We start from the raw sequence: 15,428 nt of genomic DNA, 5'->3' as shown, positions 1-15,428 counted from the left end.
AGGGCGGGCGAGCCTCACAGCCAGCAGGAGCACGGCACGCAGCAGGCGGGCGTCTGCCTGCCATGACGTGCAGGACTATCTGACCACGTGCAGTTTCCGTCCCAGGCCGGCCACGGCGTCGGTGACCTCGGAGATCCGGAAGAGCTTGGACGCCAACACGAAGATTCCGACGAAGGCCACCCCACCGACGATCGTCGCCGCAGCATTGAGGAGCCACCGGCTACCAAGCATCCCGAAGAGCTTGACGATGAACCAGGTCGGCACTGCCGCGAGCACCGACGCCCCGAGCAGACGCAGCCACTGGTCGATGACCGAGATCATGCCCAGCCCATTCATCTGACGAGAGGCGACACGCACCCACACGATCGACACGATGGTGTTGGCAATGGTCTGGGCGGCCGCCACGATGAGCAGCGCCGTGTTCGCCGGAGCGATGAACACGGCCAGCAGGCACATGAGCTGAGCCCCCGACAACACCAACTGCATACGGAAGTTGAGCCGTCCGTCCTCCCGGGCGAAGCAGTAGCGTTGCTGCAGGGTGGAGACGCCGAATGGGAGCAGCCCCAGCCCCATGATGGCCACGGCCCAGGCGAGCACGTCGACCTGGCTGGGTTGCAGCCGGAAGATGGTCTGCACCCCCGGTCTGGCCAGGACGACCATGGCCAGGCTGCACGGGATGATGAGCAGCGCCGGAGCCGAGAGTCCCTTGCGCACCAGACGACGCATCCGCGGTTCATCCCCGTCGGCGAAGGCCTGACTCATCTGGGGAAACAACGCCGTGAGGATCGACGTCGTGATGAAGCTGTGCGGCAGCATGAAGACGAGGAAGGCATTGTCATAGGCCGCCACCGAGCCCGACACCTCCGGGTGCCGCAGCCGCACCCACGACAACAGGCGCTTGGTGAGGATACCCACCAGCTGGGAGACGAGCAGGGCACTGAACGTCCACACCGTGATGCGCGCCGCGGCACCGAGCCCATGGCCACGCAGCCCGAACCTCGGCCGCCAACGGAACCCCCCACGTCGCAGTGGGATGATGAGGAACAGCCCCTGCACGGCAATGCCCAGGGTGGTGAACCCGGCCAGCACCCAGACCATCTCACCGGTCCAGGTGGCCGGGTCGGGGTGGGACCCCCACTGCACGAGGAACCACACCAGACCGGCGATCTGGATGAGGTTGGCCAGTACCGGGCTCCACATGAACGCCGCGAACTGGCTGCGGGCATTGAGCACCTGACCCAGAATCGCGTACAGACCGTAGAAGAAGATCTGCGGCATGACGATGAACCCGAACAGCACCGTCAACTGACGGGTCGCTCCCGACGCCGAGAAGTACAGGTCGAGCAGCCACGGGGAGGTCACCGTGGCGAGCACCGCCACGATGAGGACCACCCCGAAGGAGGCGGTGAGCAGTCGGTCGACGAAGTCCTGGCCCCCATCAGGTTGTTTCATCGCCTTGGTGATCTGGGGGATGAGGATGGCGTTGAGCACTCCTGCCGACAGCAGGATGAAAATGACGTTGGGCAGGGTGTTGGCGGCTTGGAAGGCGTCCAGGGCCAATGACGTACCACCGGCGACGGCCGTCAGCAGGAAGGTGCGCACGAATCCCAGCACCCGCGACACCATGGTGCCGGCCGCCATGACCACACTGGCTCGTCGGATGGAGGGTTCGGCAGGTGTGGCAGCCGTCTCACCCGCGACCCCTGCTGCACCACCAGCCGCCGCATCGACGGCCTCGGACTCCTCAGTCAAGTCCGTGACGGTTGGTTCCTCCCCAACCAGCCCATCATCAGTGGTCCGAGGGTGTCCTTTCGCAGCGCGGCCAGTGGCCGTCGAACCGGATTCGACGCCTGCGCGACGAGCTGTTCGGTGTGGACGAGGGCGGGCGCGTCGATCCTGTCTCTCACGCTGGCGCACTCGTGCCGCGACACCGGTGCCCAGCATCGTCGCATCGACGTCGAGGAAGTCGTAGACGTCGGGTGGGGACAGCGAATCGGGTACGTGGAGCAGATCGTAGACGTCCACCTCGTCTGAGGCCTGGTCTGCCGATCCACGGCGATTCGCCGGGGAGAGCTTGCCGCTGGGCATTCCTCCCACCTTGTCAGACATGGATCAGCGACCCGTGCCCGCGTAGACGACGGCCTCACCTTCAGCATCCAGCCCGAAAGCGGTGTGGGCCGCACGTACGGCGTCGTCCACCTGATCGGCGGACACGACGATGGAGATACGGATCTCGGAGGTGGAGATCATCTGCAGGTTGATTCCCTCACTGGCCATGGCACGGAAGAATGTGCCCGTCACACCGGGATGGGAGCGCATGCCCACACCGACGATCGACACCTCACCGATCTGGTCGTCGTAGAGCAGGTCCTCGAATCCCAGTTCCCCCTGCAGACGACGCAGCGCCTCAATCGCCTTGCGTGAATCGCTCATGGGCAGGGTGAAGGTGATGTCGGTGCGTCCGTTCATCACCTGCGAGACGTTCTGGACGATCATGTCGATGTTGATACCGGCATCGGCGATGGTCTCGAAGATACGCGCAGCACGTCCGACGGAGTCCGGGATGCCGGCAATGGTGATCTTGGCCTCGGAGCGGTCGTGGGCGACCCCCGAGATGATGGCTTCCTCCATGCCTGGCATCTCCTCGTGTTCCTTGGCGAAATCCGGATCACAGACCCAGGTTCCCGGTTTGTGTGAGAACGACGACCGCACGTGGATCGGCACATTCTCCCGCCGCGCGTACTCGACGCAGCGCAGATGCAGGATCTTCGCTCCGCAGGCTGCCATCTCCAGCATTTCCTCGTACGAGATCCGCGGGATGCGGCGAGCACCGGGAGCGATACGTGGATCGGCGGTGAAGACGCCGTCCACGTCACTGTAGATCTCGCAGTAGTCGGCGTCCAAGGCCGACGCGAGGGCCACTGCCGTCGTGTCGGAGGCCCCACGGCCCAAGGTGGTGACGTCCTTGGTCGTCTGGGAGACGCCCTGGAACCCGGCCACGATGACGACGTCCCCCTCGTCCAGGGACTTGACGATGCGACCCGGGGTGAGGTCGATGATACGGGCATTGCCGTGGGCAGCAGTCGTGATGACCCCGGCCTGGGAGCCGGTGTAGCTGCGGGCCGGCACCCCGATGTCGGACAGGGCCATGGCCAGCAGTGCTGCCGATTGACGTTCCCCGGTGGTCAACAGCATGTCGAGCTCACGGGGAGCCGGCTGTGGGGACACGTCGAGGGCCAGGTCCATGAGATCATCGGTGGTGTCTCCCATGGCCGAAATGACGACGACAACCTCGTTCCCGGCCTGTTTGGTGGCCGCGATCCTTCGGGCAACCCTCTTGATGGATTCGGCGTCGGCGACCGAGGACCCGCCAAATTTCTGGACGACTCGCGTCATCGCTCCTCCTGCATGTGCGGACACTGCAGTTTAACCTCTCCTGACGGATGAGACGGGAACCACCTCGCCCAGCACGGATATTGACGGGCAGAATCGTGTTCTCCCACGCAGGGTGTCGGCATCGTGAGCAGTTTGGCCGAACTGGCCTCGAGCGTCGGCCAGCTCACTTAAAGTGTCCCCATGAGCACCGTTGGTAGGAGTTCCCCATGCCTGAGTTCTCAGTGACGTGGCAGCGGGGCAGACACGCCGTCAACGGCGATCGCACCGGTGACTTCTTCCTCATGGTCGACGGACGGATCACCGCCCAGATCACCTGTCAACAGCTGCGCCCGGGCCTCGTGGGTCTGGTGGTGGTGCTGATCCACCCCAGCCTCACCGAGCACCTGCACACATTCCTCATGGAACGTGTGCTCACCCAGCTGCGCTCGGAGGGGTCGAAGGTGCATGCCTCCTCACCACGGGTCGTCGACTGGCTGCTCTCCCACCCCGACTACACCGAGATGTACTACCAGTCCTGAGCGCGCCACGGGAGCCGCCGTGTCCTTCCCGGCAGGGGTTTCTCGGGAAGGACACCAGCCACCCTGCTCAAACCTTGACGACCTGCACCGCAAGATCCAGATCGGGCTCGACGGCCCAGTCGGCCCCGCGTTCAGCGCGCGTGGCGCTCACCGCGAGCACCTCGTCGGTGATCTGGCCGAGGTGTTCCTCAACGGCTTCCGCCAGCTCCCCGGAGGCATCCCAGGCCAGCTCGATACGGTCGGAGACGTCCAGGCCGGCCTGCTTGCGGGTGTCCTGGATGAACCGGATGACGTCACGAGCCAGGCCGGCGCGAGCCAGCTGCGGGGTGATCTCCAGGTCCAGGGCAACCGTCTCACCCTGCTCGTTGAGCACGCTCCACCCCTCCCGCGGACGCTCGGAGATGATGACGTCCTCGGCAGTGATGACGGCCTGGCCGCCCTCGACCTCGGCAACGGGGAGACTGACCGGCCCGGAGGCGAGGTCGGTGGCCAGTTGCGCGGCATCGGCAGCGGCAATCGCGGCAGCCACCTTCGGGGTGGCCTTGGCGAACCGCTTGCCCAGGCTACGGAAGTTCGCCTTGGCCGAGTGGTCCACCAGATCACCGGCGGAGCTGAACGACTCCAGCGCCACGACGTTGAGCTCGGACCTGATCTCGGCCTGCAGGTCGTCGTCCAGCTTGGCCAGGGCGGCACTGGAGATGAGTGCGCGGGCCAGCGGCTGACGGGTCTTCACCCGAGCCTCGGCACGGGCACCACGTCCCAGCTCGACGATGCGCCGAACCACGGCCATGGCCTCGTCCAGCTGCTCGTCGACGACGGACTCCTCGACCGTGGGCCAGGAGGCCAGGTGCACCGACTCCGGCGCGCTGGGATCGGTGGTGACGATGAGGTCCTGCCACACCCGTTCGGTGATGAACGGCACCATCGGGGCCATGAGACGAGTGAGCACCTCGAGCGTCTCATGCAGGGTCCACAGGGCGCTGGGGTCCCCGGCCCAGAACCGGCGCCGGGAGCGACGCACGTACCAGTTGGACAGGTCGTCGATGAAGGCGGCCAGCAGCTGGCCGGTGCGTTGGGTGTCGAAGTTCTCCAGGGCATCGGTGACCTCGCGCACCAGCACATTCGTCGCGCTGACCAGCCAGCGATCCAGGATGTGGCGCGTGTTGATGGCGGGAGGGACGACCTCACCGGGCGTCCAGTCGTTGGCACGGGCGTACAGGGCGTGGAACGACACCGTGTTCCAGTAGGTGAGCAGCACCTTGCGCACGGTCTCCTGCAGCGCCTCGTCCCCCACGCGACGGGCGCTCCACGGCGATCCGTCGGCGGCCATGAACCAGCGCAGGGCATCGGCACCGTGGGCGTCCATGAGGGGGATGGGCAACAGGATGTTGCCCAGGTGCTTGCTCATCTTGCGTCCGTCGGCAGCGAGGATGTGGCCCAGGCACAGCACGTTGCGGTACGGGGACTGCTCGAAGACGAGCGTGCCCACCGCCATGAGGGTGTAGAACCAGCCGCGGGTCTGGTCGATCGCCTCGCAGATGAAGTCGGCCGGGAAGTTCTGCTCGAACTTCTCCTTGGAACCGGGCACGTGCGGGTATCCCCACTGCGCGAACGGCATCGACCCGGAGTCCAGCCAGGCGTCTGCCACCTCCGGCACACGACGGTAGGTGTGGCCGTCGCGGGTGAAGGTCACCTCGTCGATGAACGGACGGTGCGGATCCATGCCGGTGACATCACGCCCGACGTACTGCGAGAGCTCGGCAAGGCTGCCCACACAGATGACGTCGGAGGGGTCGTCCTCGTTGCGCCACAGCGGCAGCGGGGTGCCCCAGTAGCGTGAGCGCGAGACGGCCCAGTCGATGTTGTTCTCCAGCCAGTCGCCGTAACGGCCGTGCTTGATGGTGTCGGGGAACCAGTTGGTCGACTCGTTCTGCGCCAGCAGCTGCTCCTTGAGCTTCGTCGTGCGGATGTACCAGGACGGCTGGGCGTAGTAGATGAGCGGGGTGTCGCAGCGCCAGCAGTGCGGGTAGGAGTGCCAGTGCATCTCCAGACGGAACATGATCTCGCGCTTGTCGAGGTCTTCACAGATCGGCTTGTCGGCGCTCTTGAAGAACATGCCGCCGACCAAGGGGAGGTCCTTGCAGAAGGTGCCGTCCGGCTCGATGGGATTGACCAGCGGCAGGCCGTACTTGCGGCAGGTGAGCAGGTCGTCGGCACCGAATGCCGGGGCCTGGTGCACCAGGCCGGTGCCGTCCGAGGTGGTGACGTAGTCGGCAAGGATGATGAAGTTCGCGTCGGCCGGGGTGGGTCGCCCGTCGGCGGTGACGTGCTCGGTCGTCGGCCAGTCCAGCAGCTCGTAGGGACGCTGGTAGGTCCACAGCTCCATCTCGGAACCCAGGAAGGACTCCCCGGTGAGACTCCACCCCTCACCGAGCACCTGCTCGAAGAGCGGCTCGGCGATGACGAGATCGTCGCTGGTCGGGTCGGCGGAGCTGGCACTCGCCGTCGTGTCGGCGCCCTCGGGGTCGGGATCCTTGTGGGCGACGACGTAGCGCACGTCGGGACGCACGGCCACTGCGGTGTTGGAGACGAGGGTCCACGGTGTGGTCGTCCACACCAGCAGCTGGGCGCGTCCGGCCAGTGGCCCCGAGGTCACCGGGAAACGCACGTAGATCGAGGGGTCACGGTCATCCTGGTAGCCCTGGGCCAGCTCATGGTCGGACAGGGTGGTGCCGCAGCGTGGGCAGTAGGGGGCGACGCGGTGGTCCTCACCCAGCAGCCCCTTGTCGAAGACCTGCTTGAGCCCCCACCACACCGACTCGACGTAGGACGACTTCATCGTCCAGTAGGCGTCGTCCATGTTGACCCAGTAGCCCATCCGCTCGGTGAGTTCGCGGAAGGCGTCGACGTGGCGGGTGACCGATTCGCGGCACTTGGCGTTGAAGGGTTCGACACCGTACTGCTCGATGTCGGGCTTGCCGGAGAACCCCAGTTCCTTCTCCACGGCGAGTTCCACGGGAAGTCCGTGGCAGTCCCAGCCGGCCTTGCGGTCGACGTGGTAGCCGCGCATGGTGCGGTAGCGCGGAAAGACATCCTTGAACACCCGAGCCTCGACGTGGTGGGTACCCGGCTGGCCATTGGCGGTGGGAGGACCCTCGAAGAAGGTCCACGGCTCACCGTCCTTGGTGGCCTCCAAGGTCTTCTCGAAGGTGTGCTGGCGGTGCCACAGGTCGATGATCTCGTGCTCCATCGCGGGCAGGTCCACCTGTGGTGGCACGGCAGCATAGCGGCCGGCTTCGGGGGTCGTCTCGCTCATCGGATGCAGTCCTTCGTCTCGTCGGTGTGACGAGGGACGAGAACCCGGACGTCCGGGGTACCCGCGGTACCACCCTCATTGCGTCCCAACAGATGACCCTGACGATCCTGGATCAGAACGGCTCGACCATGCTGGTGTCGCTCGCCCCGATCGGCACTGGTGACGCCGCTCATTGGCCCACCGCTGCCGGGTCTAGTGAGGCTCGCGCCCGTTCTTCCGGCGGCTCCGGGGTGATGGCCCCATCATCGCTGTGCGGTCCACCACAGTGTAATCCCGTTCAGAGACGCTCCAGCAAACCCTCCACGATCTGGGCAACGCCGTCGTCGTCATTGGACTCGGCAACGTGATCGGCGGCCTCCCTGGCCTGCGCGACGGCATTGCCCACCGCCCAGGAGGTGCCGGCCCAGGTGAGCATCTCGACGTCGTTGGCACCGTCACCGAAGGCGACGACGTCGGCACGATCCACCCCGAGGTGCTCACACAGCAGGGCCAGACCGGAGTCCTTCGTCACCCCGGCAGGGCTGATCTCCAGCATCGGCACCCCCGAGGTCGTGACGTGCACCTGGTCGCCGCCCACCGAGACGGCCAACCGGGCCAGCTCGTCAACCGGCATGCTGGGGTGACGAGCCACGAGTTTGAGGCAGTCCTGGGCCACGACGTCCTCCAACGGCAGGGACGGCATGGTGCGCGGGTCACGATTGTGGTCGGCCACATCGGCCAGCTCGGCATAGCCCGTCTGGGAGACGAACTCCTCCCCGTCGTCCCGAATGGTGGCGAACACGGTACCGGGAGCGACCTCCAGCAGATCCTGGGTGAACCGCTGGCACATCTGGGCGTCCATGAGTTGACGGAACAGGATCGTCTCGTCGGCAAGATTCCAGCAGATGGCACCGTTGGAGCACAGCGCCCAGCTGGTCAGGACGTCTCGCCACCCGGACAGACCATAGATCTGACGGGCGGTCACCGGCACTACCGGCACCCCGGCGCGTGCCGCTGCAGCGAGCATGCGGCGAGTGCGTGAACTGAGCTGCTTGTCGCCGGTGAGTAGGGTTCCGTCCAGATCGGTGGCTATCAACACGAGCATCAGCCTATCGGGACTCCGATCAGCCCGGCTCGGTTCCTCGATCACCCCGAAAGATGCGCCTCGCCCAGGCCCTCGATGAGGCATCCCCGGGGTTCCTGATGAACTGACCGCAGAAATCCCCAATTCTTTGGGAATTCGGCGGCTGGGGCGACACAATGAGAGATGCCGATCAGGGCGGCGGAGCTGCCACGCACCGTGCCGACGCTTCATGATCGCCACTGTTGAACCACGCACCGAGGAAGGACGACGATGGCATCTGATCATGGACAGGGATCTGGCCCCGGCCCCATTGACGACGCCATCTTTCGCCCGAACCAGAAACCCCAGAAGAATCATCCGACGAACTCCGCGGGGTCGGATTCCGCGGGATCAAACTCCACAGACTCCGCCGGGCCGCTGGACGACGAACCCACTGCCGTCGAGATGACCCTGCGGCCTGAGGAGCTCACCGCCATCGAGGCGTCGACGACATGGTCGGTCCCGGCGATGACGACGACCTCCCCCACGATCAACCAACCCAGCCCCACACCCCAGCCGGCAAAACCACCGCCCCGAGCCCGACGCATCTTCGGACTCCCGCTGGATCGCTACCTGCGCGACACCAAACCGCTGCCATTGGCCTCCGACCTGCAGTCCGCCGAGGACGACATGGAGGCCCGCCAGGCCCGTCTCGTCGTCGACCTGGTGGAGCGAGTCACCTCAATGGCCATCTCGGTGGGCGCCTCCGCCTCCGAAGCCGTCGCGATGGCCCTGCGGTTGGCCGCGACGTTCGGTATCACGATTCACGTCGACGTCACCAACACGTCCGTCATCGTCACCCAGCACCGCAGCATGGACGACGACCCCATCACCTCGCTGCGCGTTGTGCGGGGACGCACCTCTGACTACCAGCGTCTGGGGCGACTGCAGAAACTCGTCGACCAGATCTGTAATGGCGAGGTCGATCTGGAGGACGCCCGCGGCCATTTGGAGACCCTCGTCGCTGCACCCCGGCTGTACCGGCCGTGGTTCGTCACCCTCAACATGGGGTTGATGGGGGGCGGCATCTCCTGGCTGTTCAGCGGATCGATCTGGGACATTCTCCTGGCTTTCTTCACGACCTGCCTGGTGGACATGGCGGTGCAGGCCATGGGACGCCGACACGTCACCAGTTTCTTCACCCAGGCGGTGGGCGGTGCCATCCCCACCGTCATGGCACTGCTCGTCATGATCCTGCGGTGGAAGACGAACATGTCTCTGCCGATGTCACCCTCCATGGTCGTCGCGGCAGGGATGATCTCACTGCTGGCCGGCACATCGATGGTGTCCGCCGCGCAGGACGCCATCGACGGCTACGTCGTCACGAGTTCGGGACGGTTCGTCGACGTCTTCGTCCAGACCGGTGGCATCATCCTCGGCGTGATGGGTGTGCTGTGGATCGGCCTCAAGGTGGGCACACCGGCATACATCAACCCGACGGTGTGGGTGTCCGGACCCATCATCACGCAGATGATCGCCGCCGCCATCGTCTCCTGGTCATTCGGGGTGTCCTGCCATGCCGGTCTGCGAGTTCTGGTGACCTGCGCCTTCCTGGGAGCGATTGGCTGGGGGGGCTATGTCCTCGGTGCAGCTCTGGGGATGTCGACCCCGGCTGCCTCGGGGCTGGGTGCGTTCCTGGTGGGTATGGCAGCCACCGCCGCCTCCCGACGATGGGACTTCCCACAGGTCGGGCTGGTCACCTGCGGTGTCGTCACACTCATGCCCGGCATGATGATCTACCGCGGCCTGTACATGATTCTGGGCTCACAACTCGACCAGCCGAGTGCCGCAGGCGGTGGGACGGTCCTCATGCAGGCCCTGCTGGTGGGCATCGCCATCGCCATCGGATCCAGCCTCGGTGCCCTGACGGTGCGCCCCCTCATCGTGCCACTGGACCACGCCTCGCGTCTGGCGACGTTCCGGTCGTGGGGCATGGGAGCCACGGTGCCCCGTGAACGTGCCAGCTCACGAGGTATCAGGAAGCGGTGGCGTAACTTCAAGGAGCGAAAGGCAGCTGGGACGAGCTGACGCGTACCACGCTCCCCTCGCACGGCCCCACCACTCGTCGACATCGTGGGATCCCCGAACCCCACGACCGGTGGATGCCGTCCTCCCGACGGTTCCTCGATCGTCCCATGACATACCCGGCGCGAAGGGGCCGGTCGTGAGGACACGCCGGCAGGGGTTCGTCGCACGGCCGACGTCACACGTGGTCAGATCGCCACGCCCACCTGGCGCGTCGTCGCCACGCCTACATGACACGTCGTCGCCACTCCGGGACGGAACGCACCGTCAGGTACACCATGCCACCCAGCGCGATCGGCACGCCGAACACCAGTCCGGCCAGCTGGCCCCATGGCACCCACGTCAACGTGGCGTGCTGTCCCAGGAGGGACAGGGCGATGATGGGGGGCACTGCCCCCACCAGTGCTCCGGCAACATGTCCGACGAAGGTGGAGATCAACGTCTGGATCGCCGTCATCCTGCGCATCGATTCACGGGAAGCCCCTATGGACGACAGGGTCTCGCGTTGGGACCGGGAATCCGCCAAGGTCAGGACGGTTGTGAGCATGCCGATGGCCATGAGCATGACGATCGCGATCCCGGTACCCCGATTCACGATGGTGCGCCCCATCCGCGAAGGTCCGGAATCCAGCACGAGGGTACTGGTGGGGCCAGAAGCCGCCGTCAATGACCGACTGATGGCTCTTCGATCATGGGCGCTGATCCCATGCGGCGTCCGAGCCCATATGTCTCCCTCGCTGGTCTGGACGTCCTGATTCGCCACGCCGAGCAGCCGAGCAGCCGCATCCCGACCGATGAGCACGGGAACTTGAGTGGCCTCGGTGTGGGATGGCGCCTGGAAGGCATCGACCTGCCGCACCTGGCTCAGTTGGGTGGCTGCTTCGCTGAACATCCCGATCGTGAGCTTGCCATCCTCCAGTTGATCGTGATTGAGCACCACCGGTCCGCGATGCAGGGCATCCAGGACGGCAGCATCAGGCTCGTGCCCGGTGATGATCGTGTACAGCGACCCGTCGTCAATGACGACCGGAAGCTGCGAACCCGTGACCTCACGCAGACCGGTGTGGGGCCCCTCGGAGGCTGGGCGCGCACCGGCATTGGGCACCTGTGCCGTGAGGATGTCACAACCCGACCGCCGCCGGCACCCCGGCTGCTTGATGAGTTCCTCAGTGACATGATCAACTGGCCCCACAGTGGCCTGAACCACTGCGATCTGTTGGGTGCGCACCACCTCGGGAACGGGGCGACCGGGAGCAACCGTCGACTCCAGCACGGCAACGTTCCTGGGCAGCCGGGGTGTGTAGTGATCCACGTTCAGCCGATCGACGAACCCACCAATGGTCAACACGGAGCTGACCAGCGTCATGACAGCCATTGATGCCGCCACACATGCCGAGGCACGTTCCCGATTGCGATCCATGTCACGCAGGGCAAGGGTGGCATAGACCCGCCGTTTGGGAAATTTCCCGACACTCCAGTGCAACACCCACGGAATGGTCATCAAGATGGCTGGGTACAGCAGCATGACGCTGAGGAGTACCGGAAGCAGCACCTCACTGTCGGCGAGTTGGGTGACGGAATGGCCGGCCGCCGTCGTGTGGGGCACCACGATCATCACCGCAAACGCCAGCAGGGACAGGATGAGAATGATCCATCGGCCGCCCAGTCTCCTCGGGGGCCGCAGGACATCTCGCACTCCCAGCAATGGATTGGTCGAGGCGACCTGTCGGGCCGGCAACCACGACGCCATCAGTGAGGACGCCATGCCCATGACGATGGCGCACAGGGCGTACCGCCAACGAAATGACATGGGAACCGGATAGTCCAGGGAATTGAGGTTCTGCAGCCAGATGACGAAATTGGCTCCTCCACACCCCAGCACCGCCCCCAGGATGGAGCCAGTCAATCCGAGCACCAGCCCCTGCTGCAGCACGATTCCCACGAGTTGACGCTCCACTGCCCCCGTCGTGCCCAGGATGGAGAGGGTCTGCCGTTGCCGCTGGGCACAGATGACGAAGGCCGAGGCAGCCACCGTCGCGCTGATGAGCGCCACGAGCGCTCCGCCGGTGAGGATCTGCGCAAGGAGCTGGGTACGTACTTCGAGCGAGTAGTCACCGGACAACGCAGCACGACTCACGACGGCCAGGCCCATGTCATTGAGATGGTCGACTTGTGCAGCTGTGAGCTGGGGACCGCGCACGAAGTAGCTGGGAAAGGTGTCGGAGACCACCAGAGAGCTTTCCGGGCGTACCCAGACCTCAGGTTCCCAGGTCTTCGAGGAGCGAACCAGACCGGTGAGAAGGTACTGCCTGCCATCCATGGAGACCGTCGTACCCACCTGCCAGTTGAACTGCTTGGCCGTGGTGGCTGACGCCCACATCTCGCCGGCAGCAGGCATCGGGGCATTCGGAATGACGAGACGCCGGTTGAGCATGCTGGTGAGATCAATGCCGTACACCTGCACATTGACCCAGGTCTTCCCCCACCTCAACGGTTGCCTGGCGGTGCGCATGCGATGCAATTCATGGTTGTCGAGCGTGAGCTTCTCCAGCGCCTTGCTCTGCTCGGTCTCCAACTCGCCCGGCGTGCTGTCCACAGCAGAATCCCCGCAGGAACGGCGGCTGAGCCCGTCCTGTCGACAGTGACCGTCCCAGTTGTCGATCCGCTCGACGATGAAGTCTGCGTCGCCCAGGATGTCACGGATCTGATCGTTCGGAGTGAGGTACTGCGCCTCGAGCGCGGTGCCCATCGCCGTCACGAAGATCACGGGCAGGGCGATGAGCATGACGATGACCATCGAGCGGTATCGGTGCTGAGTCATGTCCCGCCAGGCCAGTCGGGACAGCAGGTTCAGACGAGCCTCGCGACGATGCCCGTGTCGGAACAGCACGGCCCTGTGATGCCGAGGTGCCGCCCCACCGGATGGTTCCGCTCGGTGCCCTGTCTGTCCAGGTCGGTGCTCGGCCTGCTCAAGATGGTCATCCTCGCCCGAGACGTCACTCATGTCCACGGTCCGTCATCGGGGTCGAACGGATCGTCGAGGTCGCCGAACGGGTCAGGTGGCATGGCGTCGGGGATCTCGGGCCCGGTCTGATCATCATCGGACGCGACGCCGGTCACATCATCGGCAGGCTCAGCAGCGTCCACGATGTCGGCGACGTCGTCCTGCAACAGCAGGTCCATCGGATCACTGTAGGCCGCCGTCTCGTCAACGAGGACGCCGTCACGCAGGAAGACGACCCGATCGGCCCATCCAGCGTGTCGGGCCTCGTGGGTGACGAGGAGGACGGCGACCCCGGAATCGGCCAGATCTCGGATGAGGGACATGACCTCGTCACCGGAGGTCGAGTCCAATGCGCCAGTGGGCTCGTCGGCCAGGAGCATGCGACGATCCCCCACCACGGCACGGGCTATCGCAATGCGCTGGCGCTCGCCTCCCGACATGTCATCGACGAAACGATCGGCCAGCTGCGCCATGGAGAATTGTTCGAGCACGGACATGGCAGCCTCACGTGCCCGAGAGCCGGGAACCCCGTCGAGTTCGAGAGGCAGACAGACGTTCTCCATCGCCGTGAGGGTCGGGACGAGGTTGAGTTCCTGGAAGACGAACCCGAGCTGACGCCGTCGTATCCGTGCCAGGTCGTCGCGGCTCAGCCCATCCAAGGACTGCCCGGAAATGCGCACCTGCCCGCTGGTGGGCCGCTCCAGGCCCCCGGCAATGGCGAGCAGGGTGGACTTGCCGGAGCCCGAGGAACCCATGATCGACACGAATTCCCCGGTGTCCACCGACAGGTTGACGTCGTGCAGGGCAGTGACCTTGCCCTGCCCGTGACCGAATGAACGAGTCACATGGTCGAGCGCAATCACCGGTTGACGAGCAGTGCTGGAAGCAGACGTCGTACCTCGCGATGCATCCATACCTGCCTTCAAGGTTCAGACCTCCAGAGCTCAGCCTGCCACACCACCAGACGGTGGCGTGGCATCCTCGCGACAAGGATACAGAGCCTACGAGGTACTGAAGCTCACGGGAAGCAGGCGCACAGAACCATTGCTCGTTCTGGCTTGCCTGCCTCCGGTGCAGGACTGGCCTCAGTGCGCGAGCTGAGTCTCACGTGCCGGGGACTCCTCGGGAGCCTCGACGCGCTTCTGATGGGAGGCACGCACTGCGGCAGCCTCGCAGTGGTCGAGCCAACGGATCTCCGCCTCGGCATCGAAGACCATCCGCTCCAGGATGAGCTGACCGGCCAGATCATCCTCGGCAATGGTGCGGCGAACCTGGCGGTACTGCTGCAGGGCCGAGACAGTCACCCGACGCTGGGCCTGCACGATTCCTGCAACGTCACGTCCCTTGGTGGATGCAGCGATGGCCAACTTGATGGCGATCTCATTGCGAGGTGGCGTGTCCTGGACGACCGGGTTGCCGAACCACTGGTCAACGGCGCGACGGCCTTCCTCGGTGATGGTGACGATGACACGCCCTTCCTGGTTCTCCTCGCCACGCACGCAGAGCCCATCGCGCTCCAGACGCTCAAGGGTGGTGTACACCTGACCGATGTTGAGCGGCCAGGAGTGGTTGGTTCGCCGATCGAACTCAGACTTGATCTGGTAGCCATGGCGCGGCCGCTCGGCAAGCAGTGCCAGGATGGCGAACTTGATGGACATGGTCCCTCCCTGTGCGTTGCACCAATGAGCGGGGCTCACCGATACAACGAATCGATTTCAGTGTCGACATACCTAGGAACCCCACAGCCTCGAGAAATATTCCTTCTCCTGCCATGCAAGGCCCATACACATGCCATACATGTAATTGAAACGGCTCAGCAGCTTGACGACACCCGCTCACGATGCCACCAACATGTGCCCATACGCAGCGTGCCAGCCATTTCTTGTTCCCAAGGATATCTCACGGCATCTCGCCGAACACCACCACCCCTTCCTTTGCCAGGACAACAAGGAAGCTCTCCTTGTGACGAGTGGTTTCAGGCGAGAAACTTCACAGTTCTGTGGGCTTTCCTGAGAATTTCTGTGTGTCCCTGAATCTCTGTGTGTCTCTGTGGGGTCCACTGCCACG

Annotated in this window: 9 protein-coding genes and 1 pseudogene; 2 read left to right on the top strand and 8 right to left on the bottom strand. The window is 64.9% G+C overall.

Annotated elements, in window-relative coordinates; all coding sequences use genetic code 11:
- Positions 1–75: 75 nt before the first annotated feature.
- Together murJ and ACP8JZ_RS00965 are read right to left on the bottom strand one after the other, a co-directional pair.
- On the bottom strand, positions 76–2,088 hold the full coding sequence (gene murJ, locus ACP8JZ_RS00970) for a murein biosynthesis integral membrane protein MurJ (protein ID WP_484482774.1): 2,013 nt from the start codon (positions 2,086–2,088) through the stop codon (positions 76–78).
- 24 nt (positions 2,089–2,112) lie between these two features.
- Positions 2,113–3,396: an aspartate kinase gene (locus tag ACP8JZ_RS00965; RefSeq protein WP_306517460.1), complete on the bottom strand. Its 1,284-nt coding sequence runs from the start codon at positions 3,394–3,396 to the stop codon at positions 2,113–2,115.
- Positions 3,397–3,602: 206 nt separating this feature from the next.
- Between ACP8JZ_RS00965 and ACP8JZ_RS00960 the strand changes: the two genes are divergently transcribed.
- Positions 3,603–3,914 carry a GNAT family protein gene (locus ACP8JZ_RS00960; protein ID WP_286320486.1) on the top strand — a complete coding sequence of 104 codons (312 nt, stop codon included), beginning with the start codon at positions 3,603–3,605 and terminating at the stop codon, positions 3,912–3,914.
- A gap of 67 nt (positions 3,915–3,981) precedes the next feature.
- On the opposite strand, the gene ileS is transcribed toward ACP8JZ_RS00960, so the two are convergent.
- The 3 genes from ileS to ACP8JZ_RS00945 all read right to left on the bottom strand — a co-directional run bounded on the left by ileS (position 3,982) and on the right by ACP8JZ_RS00945 (position 8,308).
- On the bottom strand, positions 3,982–7,230 hold the full coding sequence (ileS, locus tag ACP8JZ_RS00955) for an isoleucine--tRNA ligase (RefSeq protein ID WP_484482526.1): 3,249 nt from the start codon (positions 7,228–7,230) through the stop codon (positions 3,982–3,984).
- Positions 7,227–7,403 carry a hypothetical protein gene (locus ACP8JZ_RS00950; protein ID WP_155942634.1) on the bottom strand — a complete coding sequence of 59 codons (177 nt, stop codon included), beginning with the start codon at positions 7,401–7,403 and terminating at the stop codon, positions 7,227–7,229. Before ACP8JZ_RS00950 ends, ileS begins: the two co-directional genes overlap by 4 nt.
- A 104-nt stretch (positions 7,404–7,507) precedes the next feature.
- The gene (locus ACP8JZ_RS00945; RefSeq protein ID WP_484482773.1) at positions 7,508–8,308 is read right to left on the bottom strand and encodes an HAD-IIB family hydrolase; all 801 of its coding nucleotides are present in this window, start codon (positions 8,306–8,308) and stop codon (positions 7,508–7,510) included.
- 255 nt (positions 8,309–8,563) lie between these two features.
- On the opposite strand from ACP8JZ_RS00945, the gene ACP8JZ_RS00940 reads away from it, so the two are divergent.
- Entirely contained in the window at positions 8,564–10,360 is a 1,797-nt protein-coding gene (locus ACP8JZ_RS00940) for a threonine/serine exporter family protein (RefSeq protein WP_484482525.1), read from the top strand.
- 223 nt (positions 10,361–10,583) lie between these two features.
- Here ACP8JZ_RS00940 and ACP8JZ_RS00935 read toward each other — a convergent pair whose 3' ends face one another.
- The 3 genes and pseudogenes from ACP8JZ_RS00935 to ACP8JZ_RS00925 all read right to left on the bottom strand — a co-directional run bounded on the left by ACP8JZ_RS00935 (position 10,584) and on the right by ACP8JZ_RS00925 (position 15,019).
- The gene (locus ACP8JZ_RS00935) at positions 10,584–13,247 is read right to left on the bottom strand and encodes an ABC transporter permease (RefSeq protein WP_484484259.1); all 2,664 of its coding nucleotides are present in this window, start codon (positions 13,245–13,247) and stop codon (positions 10,584–10,586) included.
- A gap of 281 nt (positions 13,248–13,528) precedes the next feature.
- Positions 13,529–14,275: pseudogene (locus ACP8JZ_RS00930) on the bottom strand (ABC transporter ATP-binding protein); the annotation flags it as partial.
- A gap of 171 nt (positions 14,276–14,446) precedes the next feature.
- Positions 14,447–15,019 carry a PadR family transcriptional regulator gene (locus ACP8JZ_RS00925; RefSeq protein ID WP_306517873.1) on the bottom strand — a complete coding sequence of 191 codons (573 nt, stop codon included), beginning with the start codon at positions 15,017–15,019 and terminating at the stop codon, positions 14,447–14,449.
- Positions 15,020–15,428 lie beyond the last annotated feature (409 nt).

Source organism: Cutibacterium sp. LaCa_286 (assembly GCF_057198075.1).
Note: the sequence above shows the minus strand (reverse complement) of the source record. Positions and strands in the feature narration are given on the sequence as shown.

Excerpts from the sequence above, each read along its gene's own strand:
- murJ (WP_484482774.1), bottom strand. The coding sequence starts at position 2,088 with ATGCCCAGCGGCAAGCTCTCCCCGGCGAATCGCCGTGGATCGGCAGAC.
- ACP8JZ_RS00965 (WP_306517460.1), bottom strand. The coding sequence starts at position 3,396 with ATGACGCGAGTCGTCCAGAAATTTGGCGGGTCCTCGGTCGCCGACGCC.
- ACP8JZ_RS00960 (WP_286320486.1), top strand. The coding sequence starts at position 3,603 with ATGCCTGAGTTCTCAGTGACGTGGCAGCGGGGCAGACACGCCGTCAAC.
- ileS (WP_484482526.1), bottom strand. The coding sequence starts at position 7,230 with ATGAGCGAGACGACCCCCGAAGCCGGCCGCTATGCTGCCGTGCCACCA.
- ACP8JZ_RS00950 (WP_155942634.1), bottom strand. The coding sequence starts at position 7,403 with ATGAGCGGCGTCACCAGTGCCGATCGGGGCGAGCGACACCAGCATGGT.
- ACP8JZ_RS00940 (WP_484482525.1), top strand. The coding sequence starts at position 8,564 with ATGGCATCTGATCATGGACAGGGATCTGGCCCCGGCCCCATTGACGAC.
- ACP8JZ_RS00925 (WP_306517873.1), bottom strand. The coding sequence starts at position 15,019 with ATGTCCATCAAGTTCGCCATCCTGGCACTGCTTGCCGAGCGGCCGCGC.